The 12,976-nt window shown below is 39.3% G+C and carries 10 protein-coding genes; 2 read left to right on the forward strand and 8 right to left on the reverse strand.

The window, feature by feature from the left end; translation table 11 throughout:
- Positions 1 to 9 precede the first annotated feature (9 nt).
- From carA to HWV01_RS18255, 4 genes are all read right to left on the reverse strand, one after another.
- Positions 10 to 1,167: a glutamine-hydrolyzing carbamoyl-phosphate synthase small subunit gene (gene carA, locus HWV01_RS18240; protein ID WP_211672888.1), complete on the reverse strand. Its 1,158-nt coding sequence runs from the start codon at positions 1,165 to 1,167 to the stop codon at positions 10 to 12.
- Between the two features lie 171 nt (positions 1,168 to 1,338).
- Positions 1,339 to 2,157, reverse strand: coding sequence for a 4-hydroxy-tetrahydrodipicolinate reductase (gene dapB / locus HWV01_RS18245; protein ID WP_211672889.1), 819 nt, complete (start codon positions 2,155 to 2,157; stop codon positions 1,339 to 1,341).
- Positions 2,158 to 2,735: 578 nt separating this feature from the next.
- Entirely contained in the window at positions 2,736 to 3,353 is a 618-nt protein-coding gene (locus tag HWV01_RS18250) for an FKBP-type peptidyl-prolyl cis-trans isomerase (protein WP_211672890.1), read from the reverse strand.
- 145 nt (positions 3,354 to 3,498) lie between these two features.
- Positions 3,499 to 4,431: an ROK family protein gene (locus tag HWV01_RS18255; RefSeq protein WP_211672891.1), complete on the reverse strand. Its 933-nt coding sequence runs from the start codon at positions 4,429 to 4,431 to the stop codon at positions 3,499 to 3,501.
- Between the two features lie 276 nt (positions 4,432 to 4,707).
- Here HWV01_RS18255 and HWV01_RS18260 point away from each other — a divergent pair, with 276 nt between their 5' ends.
- Positions 4,708 to 5,430 carry a lipoate--protein ligase gene (locus tag HWV01_RS18260; protein ID WP_211672892.1) on the forward strand — a complete coding sequence of 241 codons (723 nt, stop codon included), beginning with the start codon at positions 4,708 to 4,710 and terminating at the stop codon, positions 5,428 to 5,430.
- Between the two features lie 90 nt (positions 5,431 to 5,520).
- On the opposite strand, the gene dnaJ is transcribed toward HWV01_RS18260, so the two are convergent.
- The 3 genes from dnaJ to HWV01_RS18275 form a co-directional block, all read right to left on the reverse strand.
- Positions 5,521 to 6,648 (reverse strand): molecular chaperone DnaJ, encoded by a 1,128-nt coding sequence (dnaJ, locus tag HWV01_RS18265; RefSeq protein WP_211672893.1) that lies wholly within the window; start codon positions 6,646 to 6,648, stop codon positions 5,521 to 5,523.
- A 95-nt stretch (positions 6,649 to 6,743) separates the two neighbouring features.
- Positions 6,744 to 8,672, reverse strand: a complete 1,929-nt coding sequence (dnaK, locus tag HWV01_RS18270) for a molecular chaperone DnaK (RefSeq protein ID WP_211672894.1) — start codon at positions 8,670 to 8,672, stop codon at positions 6,744 to 6,746.
- Between the two features lie 283 nt (positions 8,673 to 8,955).
- Positions 8,956 to 9,888, reverse strand: a complete 933-nt coding sequence (locus HWV01_RS18275) for an ABC transporter substrate-binding protein (RefSeq protein ID WP_211672895.1) — start codon at positions 9,886 to 9,888, stop codon at positions 8,956 to 8,958.
- A gap of 174 nt (positions 9,889 to 10,062) precedes the next feature.
- Here HWV01_RS18275 and HWV01_RS18280 point away from each other — a divergent pair, with 174 nt between their 5' ends.
- Positions 10,063 to 10,524 (forward strand): cytochrome c, encoded by a 462-nt coding sequence (locus HWV01_RS18280; protein ID WP_211672896.1) that lies wholly within the window; start codon positions 10,063 to 10,065, stop codon positions 10,522 to 10,524.
- An 86-nt stretch (positions 10,525 to 10,610) separates the two neighbouring features.
- On the opposite strand, the gene HWV01_RS18285 is transcribed toward HWV01_RS18280, so the two are convergent.
- Positions 10,611 to 12,917 carry a response regulator gene (locus HWV01_RS18285; protein WP_211672897.1) on the reverse strand — a complete coding sequence of 769 codons (2,307 nt, stop codon included), beginning with the start codon at positions 12,915 to 12,917 and terminating at the stop codon, positions 10,611 to 10,613.
- Positions 12,918 to 12,976 lie beyond the last annotated feature (59 nt).

Raw genomic sequence — 12,976 nt, forward strand, 5'->3', positions numbered from 1 at the left:
GTATCAGGCTTAGGCTTTGCTTTTTTCCATACTCTTTTCCATCAACTCTATAAAGTGATCGAAAAGTGGAGCTGCATCGTGTGGACCAGGACTTGCTTCAGGGTGACCTTGGAAGCTAAATGCGGCTTTATCAGTACGATGAATACCTTGTAAAGAGTCATCAAATAATGACTTGTGCGTCATTACTAGATTTTCAGGTAACGTTGTTTGATCTACCGCGAAACCATGATTTTGCGCCGTAATCATTACTACGTCACGCTCCATGTCTTTTACAGGGTGGTTAGCACCGTGATGACCGAACTTCATTTTTAATGTTTTAGCACCACTTGCTAATGCAAGTAATTGGTGGCCTAAACAAATACCAAATACAGGAATATCTGTAGTCAAAATTTCTTTAATTGCTGTGATTGCATAATCACACGGTTCTGGATCACCAGGGCCGTTTGATAAGAACACACCATCCGGATTTAACGCGAGTACGTCTTTCGCAGGCGTTTGTGCAGGTACAACCGTTAGACGGCAGCCGCGATCAACTAACATACGTAAGATATTGCGCTTAACACCATAATCATAAGCAACTACGTGGAAGCGAGAGTCTGTAGCATCAGCAGGTAAACCACCCATTAATGTCCAGCTACCCTGGTTCCATTCGTATGATTCTTTAACGGTCACTTCTTTCGCTAAATCCATGCCTTTTAAGCCAGGGAAAGCTTTAGCAAGTTCCAATGCGTGTGTTTCATCTAAGTTTTCACCTGCGATGATACAACCCGCTTGCGCACCTTTTTCACGTAAAATACGTGTAAGTTTACGTGTATCAATATCAGCGATACCAACAACATTACGTTCTTTTAAATAGTCAGTGAGTGATTGTTGATTACGGAAGTTAGAAGTGATTAACGGAAGATCTCGAATGATTAGTCCACAAGCATGGACATCTGAAGACTCTGCATCTTCATCATTTGTACCGGTGTTTCCGATATGTGGGTAAGTAAGAGTAACGATTTGGCGAGAATAGGAAGGATCGGTTAATATTTCTTGATAACCAGTCATTGAAGTATTAAAAACCACTTCACCTACCGAATGACCTTCTGCACCGATAGACACACCACGGAAAACTGTTCCGTCTTCCAACACCAACAAGGCGATATTACTCAAGACAACCTCCAAAAAATAGATAGAAAAATAATAAAATAAATCAACTATTTACCCCAGGCTGTCACACAGCATAGTAATTCGAGACTAAAAAAACAACCTCTGAATTACTAAATTTTGGCAAATTCCGCGCATAATACAGAAAAAATAAATATTACGCAACGATTTTATTTTACGGTTTTGAATTTAAGATTTAAGGTCAAGTACATCTTGCATTGTATACAAACCTTGATCTTGGGAAAAAACCCAAACTGATGCACGTATAGCACCTTTTGCAAATGTCATACGGCTTGATGCTTTATGTGTAATTTCAATGCGCTCGCCGATATCAGCAAACATAGCAGTATGCTCACCCACTAAGTCACCCGCACGAATAGTAGAAAAGCCAATAGTTTCGCGATCACGCTCACCGGTATTACCTTCGCGGCCATACACAGCTACTTTTTTCAAATCACGGCCTAATGTATCAGCAATTACTTCGCCCATGCCCAATGCAGTACCAGACGGTGCATCCACTTTATAACGGTGATGACCTTCAATGATCTCAATGTCAGTGTAGTCACCCATGACCTTGGCTGCCATTTCTAACAGTTTAAACATTACATTAACACCAACACTCATGTTTGGCGCAAATACCACACCTGTCGTATTACCGGCATCATGAATCAGTTGTTTTTGTTCGTCACTAAAACCCGTTGTACCAATCACTATTTTTTTATTATTCGCAACCGCAAACTCAAGATGCTGCAACGTTGCTTCTGGCGCAGTAAAGTCGACAATAACATCAAAATCATTCGCCACGTCAGCAAGGCTGCTGACGACTTTAACGCCCAGTGAACCTAGACCCGCTAACTCGCCAACATCTGCGCCTAAGAAGTTACACTCAGGACGTTCGATTGCTGCTCCAACAACGGCTGTGCCATCACTATCTTGAATGGCTTCTAAAATCGTACGGCCCATGCGGCCATTACAACCCATCACCGCGATTCTTACTGCTTGTCCCATCTAGACTTCTCCCTGTGTTTATCATTAATCAAATAGTTAAAGTACTCTGATGATAGCACTCCTAGAAACACATCAACAATGCTAACTTATACCAATTACATTAAATAAATATTCGGCTATTTACGGGATTGCTATCTTCTATTTTAGGCATAAAAAAACCCGCTATTCTAACTGCTAGAATGCGGGTTTATTATACTGAATATTAGCAATCAACCGAAGATACCAAATAGGCCTACCCATAGGTGCATCGTCGGTATTGTTAAAAATACAATTAAAAATACTAATGCATATTTCCAGTTAAAATCGTTATATGTTGCCATTACTCATTACCCATTAATTGATCTAAATCAAAAATCATCTTACCTAAATAATAATGTCTCGGCAGCAACTATATCAGCCGCCCCATAAATTTATCCCTTTATAGGTAGTGCCAATTTAGAGTTTCACGACTACGTGAATAACGGAGTTCATGAAAATGTAACACCAACGAATGAACTAAAAGCATATTTTAGACATAAAAAAACGCCTTACTCATATCGCTATGAGCAAGGCGTTTAGCTAGTCTATAATAGGACTGATTAGATGATGTCTAATAGTTCTACTTCAAATACTAGTGCTTGGAATGGACCGATTGCAGCGCCTGCGCCCTGTTCGCCATAAGCAAGGTTGTGTGGGATAGATAGTTTGAATTTATCACCAACGTTCATTAGTTGTAGTGCTTCAGTCCAACCAGCGATAACGCCGCCAACTGGGAATTCTGCAGGTTGACCACGTTCAACAGAGCTGTCAAATACAGTACCGTCAGTTAGCATGCCATGGTAGTGAACACGTACTGTAGATTCTGCAGTTGGTTTTTGCTCGATGTCACCACGTGCGATAACTTCGTACTGTAGACCAGATTCAGTTACAGTTACTTCTTCACGTTCTGAATTTTCAGATAAGAATTTTTCACCTTCAGCAGCAAAAATTTTAGATTTTTCAGCTTTTTCAGCTTCTAATTTTTCATGGATAAGTTTAAAAGCATCGTTTAGCTCTTCATTGCTCACTTTGCTTTCTAGGCCAGCGAACGCATCAGCAAGACCAGCTTGAACAGCTGAAATATCTAGACCTTCGAATGGGTTAGCTGCAAGCTGTTGACCCATTTGTAGACCAATACCGTAACTACCTTTTTGTTCACTTGTTGCAAATTCAGACATAATTAAACTTCCATAATTCTTAATGATAAACACAGTGACTGTGTTGCTTAAATAATTAGATATGGGCGATTTTTTTAAAAACAAGGGAATAAATAAAAATTTTATTCCTTAAACAATATTCGATATTTAATAAACACTAAAAGACTTATTTATAGTTCAACAGTGCCGCACCACGCACGCCACCTTCACCACCAAATTCAGCTTGTTTTAATGCAGGTAACTTCATATTACTAAATACATAAGCTGCCATTTTTTCAGGTAGTTTAGAATACAAAGCTTCAAAACGGGCTAAACCGCCACCGAATACCACAACATTAGGATCAAGGGCCATAATCAGACTCCCGAGCGCTGCGGCTAAAATATCTAAAAACACAGTCACAGTTTTAACGGCAACCATTTCATTAGCTTCGTAAGCAGCAATAATATCGGGCCCCTTTAAGGCTTGCTCTTCATTACATGAACCGTCAATATGGATTTTATAATGCTTGTATAACGCAGCAAGGCCAGTGCCTGAACAATATGTTTCCAAACAAGAATGACCACCACAACCACAGTGGGTGACAGGTAGTTCAGGATAACGCTGCAACATAGTACCCGGGACCGCCATATGACCAAATTCACCAGCACCAAAATTGTGTCCTGACAAGATGGTTTTATTAATGCAGATCGCACCTCCTAAGCCAGTACCTAAAGTCACTGCAATGGCAATTTCTGCGTCTTCAGCCGCTCCTTTATAACACTCCGATAACGCGAAACAATTAGCGTCATTTTGCACTTTTACATCACGACTAATACGTTTCTTTAAATCAGACTGCAAATCTTGCCCATGTAAGCTAGGTAAATTAGAGCAAATTAATGTATTCGTGTCAGGATCCATTACCCCAGGATAACCAATCCCGACGAGTCCTTTGCAATCGAACTTCTTGTCTGCTTTAAAAATAAAAGTATCGAGCGCATCGAGTAATTCTTCATAATCTTCGGTAGGTGCGGGGATCCGCTCATTAAAAACACATTCAAGTGCTGTGTTATATACCGAAAATTCTATCTTGGTACCGCCAATGTCAAAACCGTAATACATTTAACCCCCATAACCGTTAAATAACAGCTAAATAATTGATGATATAGTCTTTTCCCAACTAATAATGAAAGTGTAATCAATTTCATACGAATAGGCAGCGTTATATCTATATAATCAATCACACATCAACAATTTATTATATCTGCTGTAACCAGAAACACTGGATAACAAAATGAAATCAAGGACTGTTAATCGATATTACGCCAATTTAAGGGTTTGTAGTTACAGAAGATAAAGCTTAAAGTAACAGTAACAGCCCAAACTATAGACTTTAAAATGCCGCAGCCTAAAAATAAATTCATCCGTTTTAACAGTATCAATATAGGTAATGCTTTTGCTAAAGAAGCACAGTTAATAACCCAAATAAAGCAGGATGAATTAGAGCAATGTTTAATGTTATGGCAAGCAAAGACACCAACACTGGTATTACCGGCTGGGAATAAATGGCCTGAATCGAGTACGCTAAAGCAGGCGCTCGCAGAACAATATTGGCAGGTATTATCGAGACAAACAGGAGGCGCACCAGTTCCTCAATCCCCCGGCATCATCAACTTATCCCACATCTATATTTGGCCAGAAAAAACACCTTATTCTACGGTTACTGCTTATGAAAACCTGTGTTCTGTGCTAAATGACTTTTTTTCTCAATATGGATTAGAAAGTGGAGCGGCTGCAACCCCCTTCTCTTATTGCGATGGTGATTACAACTTAAATATTAATGGCCGAAAAATTGTTGGTACTGCGCAACGTGTAATATTAAAAAAAGGCGGCCGTAAGATCGTTCTGGCGCAAGCATTTATATTAATAGATGCGCAGCTAGATGAATTAATTAAACCGGTCAATCTTTGTTATGGCATCCTAGGTAAAACACCATTAGTGAAGGCAAGTGCGCACACCTGTTTGTTTGAACACATTCAAGAACGCCCAAGTATAGATTCGATATATCAACAGCTAACTCAAGCATTTTTACGCAATACTTATTCGGTAGATAGCGATTGAGTCGTGAGTAGAAAATAATAATAGAGGATAAAATAAAGCCGCAATAATAATTGCGGCTTAAGAATAACTAAACGCTCTAATCGAGTTTAATTATTTTGTTAAATCATCAAAGAAGCTTTTAACACCGTCAAAAAAACCTTCTGACTTAGGCTTATGTTTCTTTGCTGACGCATTATTTAATGATGCTTCAAACTGTTGTAGTAAGTCTTTTTGTTCAGCATTAAGCTTAACAGGCGTTTCAAGTGTTACTTTGCACAGTAAGTCACCCGTTGCACCGCCACGTACTGATTTCACGCCTTTACCACGTAAACGGAACATGCGACCAGTTTGCGTTTCAGCAGGTACTTTTAATTTAACGCGGCCATCTAAAGTCGGTACTTCGATTTCGCCACCGATACCAGCATGTGTAAAGCTAATTGGCACTTCACAATACAGGTTGCTGCCGTCACGCTCAAAGATCGCGTGTTGACGCACACTAACTTGCACATACAGATCACCAGATGGGGCACCCATATCGCCCGCTTCACCTTCGCCAGTTAAACGAATACGATCGCCAGTATCAACACCCGCTGGGATTGTTACTTTTAAATCTTTGCTACGTTCGTAACGGCCTTCACCATGACATTTACGGCAAGGATCTTTAATGATTTTACCTTTACCATGACAGGTTGGGCATGCTTGGTTTACCGCAAAGAAACCTTGACGCATTTGAACTTGGCCTTGGCCATGACAAGTACTACAAGTTGTTGCTTTACTGCCTGACTTAGCACCAGAACCATTACATACTTCACAGTGACATTGGCTTGGGATACGAATCGTTTTGCTTACGCCACGAACCGCTTCTTCAAGCGTCAGTTCCATGTTATAACGCAGATCACTACCACGTGCAGCTCGCTGTTGACGACCTCGGCCACCGCCACCGCCAAAGATGTCACCAAATACATCGCCAAAGATATCACCGAAGTCACCTTGACCACCGTGTCCGCCTTGTTGATTTACACCTGCATGTCCATATTGGTCATAAGCCGCTTTTTTCTGTGCATCATTTAGCACTTCATAAGCTTCTTTAACTTCTTTGAATTGCTCTTCCATCGCTTTATCACCCTTCGTTCTATCAGGGTGAAATTTCATTGCAAGGCGTTTATAGGCCTTTTTAACATCTTTTTCGCTAGCGTCGCGTGATACGCCTAGCACTTCGTAATAATCGCGTTTTGACATAATAATCAGCTTAAATTGGAATAATTTAGATACACGAAAGGCGTTGGTGAAGCACCAACGCCTTTGCTATTTAAAAACTAATAACTTAGGCGTTATTATTTTTTGTCGTTTTTCACTTCTTCGAACTCAGCATCAACAACATCACCAGCAACATCTTTCTCTTGTGGTTGTTCTGCACCAGCTTCAGCGCCAGCTTGTTGTGCTTGAGCTTGCTGTTGAGCAATTTCCATCAATTTTTGAGCCGCTTCCATTAACGTTTGAGTTTTCGCTTCAATCGCTTCTTTGTCGTCGCCTTTAATTGCGGTTTCTAACTCAACAATAGCTGCTTCAATTTTTTCTTTTTCATCAGCAGGTAGTGCTTCACCAGCTTCTTCGATTTGCTTACGCGTACCGTGAACCATTGCATCAGCTTGGTTACGTGCTTGTACTAGCTCTTCGAATTTAGCATCTTCAGCAGAATTTGCTTCAGCATCACGTACCATTGCTTCTACTTCTTCATCAGAAAGACCTGAAGACGCTTGAATTGTGATTTTTTGTTCTTTACCCGTATCTTTATCAGTTGCAGATACGTGTAAAATACCATCAGCATCAATATCGAAAGTAACTTCAATTTGTGGAATACCACGTTGTGCAGGACGGATACCTTCTAGGTTGAATTGACCTAGTGAGTTGTTGTCTGCAGCACGTTTACGCTCACCTTGGATTGCGTGAACTGTTACAGCAGCTTGGTTATCTTCAGCTGTTGAGAATGTTTGTGACGCTTTAGTCGGGATAGTTGTGTTTTTCTCGATAAGCTTAGTCATAACACCACCCATAGTCTCAATACCCAGAGATAGAGGTGTAACATCTAGAAGAAGTACGTCTGTTTTGTCGCCAGAAAGTACTGCACCTTGAATCGCCGCGCCCATTGCAACTGCTTCATCAGGGTTAACGTCTTTACGCGCTTCTTTACCGAAGAATTCAGTAACAGCCGCTTGTACCATAGGCATACGAGTTTGACCACCAACTAGGATGATGTCGTTAATGTCGCCAACAGCTAGGTCTGCATCTTGTAATGCAATACGTAGTGGTTCCATTGTAGCTTTAACTAGATCTTCTACTAGTGACTCTAATTTAGAACGAGTAACTTTGATGTTAAGGTGCTTAGGACCTGACGCATCAGCAGTGATGTAAGGTAGGTTCACATCAGTTTGTTGTGCTGAAGACAGTTCGATTTTCGCTTTTTCTGCAGCTTCTTTTAGGCGTTGCATTGCTAGCGGATCGTTTGTTAGGTCAAAGTTTTGTTCTTTTTTGAATTCAGCTACTAGGTAGTTGATTAGGCGTGTATCGAAATCTTCACCACCTAAGTGCGTATCACCGTTAGTCGCTAATACTTCAAATGTTTTTTCGCCATCTAGCTCATCGATTTCGATGATAGAGATATCGAATGTACCACCACCAAGGTCGTATACAGCAACAACGCTGTCGCCTTTAGCTGTGTTTACGCCATATGCGAATGCAGCAGCAGTTGGTTCGTTGATGATACGTTTAACATCAAGACCAGCAATACGACCAGCATCTTTCGTTGCTTGACGTTGTGAATCGTTAAAGTATGCAGGTACAGTGATTACTGCTTCTGTTACTGCTTCGCCTAAGTAGTCTTCAGCAGTTTTCTTCATTTTTTTCAAAACTTCAGCAGAAATTTGTGGCGGAGCCATCTTTTCGCCTTTAGCTTCAACCCATGCATCACCATTATCAGCTTTAACAATTTTGAAAGGCATGATTTTGATATCACGTTGAATCTCTTCATCTTCAAAACGACGGCCGATCATACGTTTGATTGCAAACAACGTGTTTTCAGGGTTCGTTACAGCTTGGCGTTTTGCAGGCTGACCAACTAAAGTTTCACCATCTGCACTATAAGCGATGATTGACGGAGTAGTACGATCACCTTCAGCATTCTCGATTACGCGAGCAGTGTCGCCATCTAAGATTGATACACAAGAGTTAGTTGTACCTAAATCGATACCAATGATTTTACCCATAATCGTAATTCTCCAATAAATACTTTCATTTACAAATTTGATACAGAATAGATGGTGACAGTTAAAAGCTATTTCAAGTCTATTAAAATACTTTTTCCATCACTGATAACCCGCGTCTTGCAAGGTTATCTCTGCGATTGAAAATAAATATGGGGACAAAATAAGAGGCTTCAAGCAGAAACGTGAATTAATTAAAAAAAAATTGAATATAATTACAAAAATAGACCTAAATATAGTTTAAAAAAGTTAATAACACCGCTATTTAAGTCAATCAACACCTTAATCATTCGATAATATACTTAGCTTTATCAATGACTTCACCAGATAACTCAATACCCATTCTGGCAGCAGCATCCAAATTAATGGAAAGTACGGGTTGAACAAGATAATTATCGGTGTGTAAGTCTTTCTTACCTTCAGCTAAGCGAACTAATAAATCAGCGGTATCCTTGCCTATTTGCACATAATCGATGTTATAGACAGCAAAAATACCTTTATTGATACTACTATGGTCCTCACCTATCAATGCAACGCTATTCCGTTCTGCAACTGTTACAACGTAGTTTAGGTCAGGCATATCAGTAATGTGATAGGGCAAATATATCGCATCGACTTGTGGTGCGAGTACTCGAGCTGAAGATCTAAGTTCAGCACTACCATCAATATAATAATAAATAACCTGTACACCATTTTGTTTTTGCTGCGCTAAAAGTTGAGCCACGTTAAAGGAATCAGTCGAGTTATTATCAATAATGACGCCTAAGATATTAATACCAGGCAATAATTTTTTAATAAAGTTAACATCATAATGCTCTATTAATTCATTGTGATGATGATTCTCATCCATACTACTCTTATCAAGATAAATATCGGTCGATACACCTTGCTGGCTAACCAAGGTAATAAAAGGTGTGTGCTGTGACATCGAAATAGTCATATTAACATCTGATAGCTGCGCCTGACTTTCATCCATCCACGTCAGGTTCGTACCCACGACATAACCTTGTCGAGTTAACTCCGATTGTAACCCTGATTGAACGTGTTCGACCACCATGCCAGAATCTAAAGCCGAGAGTCTGACTCGAAGCTGACTAGCTTGGCTTTCAAGGGAGAGTAAAGAAAGTAAAAGCATTAAAAATACGACTGATGGTATGCCAATATGCTGGTGTGATAGGTGTGATCGGTGTGATCGTTCCATGATATGACCTTCTCGCATTATGCTTTCCTTAGCTATTTAATACTGTCGAGGTAAGGTAGTTAATTTAACACACAATCTTTTAATAAATAATGTAATGCATCACATTTTCCCATGCCTAAAAATGAGTTACCATCAAGTACATAATAATAGATTATTGAGCAATGATCTTAACAATATAAATAAGGAAGCAATATGTTCTGGAGCAAAACACTAAAGTTAGCCGGACTTACATCGCTAATGATGTTCACGACGGCACAAGCGGCAACGTTTGATAAACCTGAAACAGATATTAAATATCGTCAATCCGCATTAACCATGATCGCAATTAACTTTTCTGACATGGCTGATATGGTTAAAGGGAAGAAGGAATGGAATGATGAAACATTCCAGCTTCGTTCTGAACAGTTAGCACAACTGATTCCGATGGCTCAGCACGGTTTTAGTGCAAGCGATAGCCAAACTGGTGACACTAAAGCGAAAGCTGCAATCTGGACAGATGCCGATGGCTTTGCCGCTAAATTTAGCCAGTTTAATAAAGATGCACTATACTTAGCGACAGTTGCAAAAGAAGGTAATCGAGGTCAAATCAAAAAAGCATTTGGTCAAACAGCGAAAAACTGTAAGTCTTGTCATAGCGATTATAAACTTAAGTAATAACGAATATAATAAAGAAAGGCGAACAAATGTATTTGTTCGCCTTTCTTTGTTTTAGCGCATTAATTCACACCAAAAATTAATGATTACACGCTATCTATGATGGTGCTAGTTTGTCTCTGCGGTGCATTCGCTAACCAAGGCGACAAATGTTTTTGTAACATTAACGTTAATACTTGTTTACTCACTGGTTTCGCCATGAAATCATCCATCCCAGCGATAAAACATTTATCTTTTTCTGTTTGTAATACATTAGCAGTTAATGCCACGATCGGAATATGCAGACCAACAGGTTCACTTTCTCGAATAATCTTTGTTGCTTCAAAACCATCAAGCACTGGCATCTGGCAATCCATCAATATTAAATTGAATGTTTGCTCTTTACATAAATCTACCGCAATTTGGCCGTTATCGGCAATCGTTACCTCAATACCGAGCTTTTGTAACATCATCTGAGTCACTTTCTGGTTGATAAATGTATCTTCAACCAAGAGCACTTTCATTACATCGCTGGCGGCCGTTTGATCTACAACCTTTTCGGCTTGTTCTGCCTCCTCATTAAGCATAGTTTTAAGGACCACATTTTTTAATGTATCAGCTTTATAAGGACGACTTAAAAAAGCTTTTATACCAAGTTTTTTGGCTAATACATCATCACCGATTTGCGCATCTGCAGACATCATCATTAAGCGAGGTGTGAGTTCAGCAAATTCATCTTGTAATTGTTTTGCCACCGTAAAACCATCCAAATTGGGCATGATTTTATCAATAATAACCAAATCAAATGGCTTCCCTTTATCTAAGGCATCAAGCACAATTTGTTTGGTTAAACACGGGTCATCGCAAGATACAGATGTCGCGCCAAAACTTTTCAATTGCGCAGAGGTAATACGCATATTTAGCATACTGTCATCGACAAGTAATATTGACAGTCCAGCAAGGCTTTGTTCTATATCCTTCCCGTGTAAAAGCTCATCAATACATTCAAATTCAGCGGTAAATTCAAATCGACTACCTTTACCCGGCTTACTGTAAACTATAATGTCACTGTCCATTAATTGGACAATACTACGGCAGATCGCTAAACCTAATCCCGTACCACCATAATTACGTGTTGTGCTGCCATCAGCTTGTTGAAATTTATCAAATATTTTTTGTTGGTTTTCAGCGGCAATACCGATACCAGTATCAATAATTTGGAACATGACCCCTGCACTATTATTTTCACGTAGCATTAGCTTGATATTAAGATGCACGTAGCCTTCAGAGGTAAATTTGATCGCATTAGATAAAAGGTTATTTAATACTTGGCGTAATTGCGTGATATCACCGAGTACCATATCTGGTACTTGTTCATCAATATGACACACTAAAGCAATTTGCTTCTGTCCAGCTATAATTGAAAAATTAGCTTCAATTTCTTTACATAATTCAAATAAATTCAGCGGGTTTGTTGCCAGCACAAGTTGCCCTGATTCAATTTTAGAGAAATCAAGAATATCGTTAATTAAATCCAGTAGCGTAATCGAAGAAGAGTAAAGCATATCAACAAACTCTTTCTGTTCACTATCCATTGGCATGTCTTGTAATAAGGATGCCGTACCAATCACACCGTTCATTGGTGTACGGATCTCATGGCTCATATTTGCTAAAAATTCACTTTTCTTTAAATTAGCATCTTCAGCTTGAAGCTTAGCAACTTCTAGTTCACGATAGTTATGACGAATGCGTATAATGGAAGCATTATAACTTACCATTAAACTAGTGATCTCATCATCAAATGGACGAGGCATTAATTCAAGTGATTGTGGTAGCTTATCATTATCAAACTTACTCACGGCGTCCGATATTTCAGTTAACGGTCTTACCACTATTTTATACACAACAAAAAGAATAAATAATGCCACAATGAAGATTTTTACCGCCTGAGACAATAACAAGAAAATAAACTTATCCCATAATCCCTTATAGATAGGATAGAGATCGGCCTGAATCTTAAGTGTGGCAAGATTAAACGTCTTACTGCCAAAATCTTGCTGCATTGGCCAAGACACTTGATATTGATATTCCGATGATGGTTTTCCTAGTTTAAGGATTGTACCGCTATCATCTTTAATTTCGAGGTAATGAACGCTAGGCAGTTTCATTATCCCTTCTGCCAGCAGCGTTAATTGGTCACGGTCTTCAACCCATAAACTAGCTGTTAAGCTGGACAAATTGCTTTGCTTGATTTGATAAAGCTGAGTTTCTATACCTGATATATCTTCTTTATAATCAAGATAGAGATTCAGACCTGTAATCAGTAATGTAAAAAAAGAACTAATAAGTATTATGGATACAAGCAATTGCCTCGCTATACCTACTTTTTTATTCTGCAACTTCGCTTTCTTCATCCCTAAGCTCACACCTAATTACTAATCGACTAATCTAATAATAGACATTACTATGGAAT

Origin of the sequence: Moritella sp. 5 (assembly GCF_018219455.1) — a bacterium.
In the GTDB taxonomy this organism is placed as follows: Bacteria; Pseudomonadota; Gammaproteobacteria; order Enterobacterales; family Moritellaceae; genus Moritella.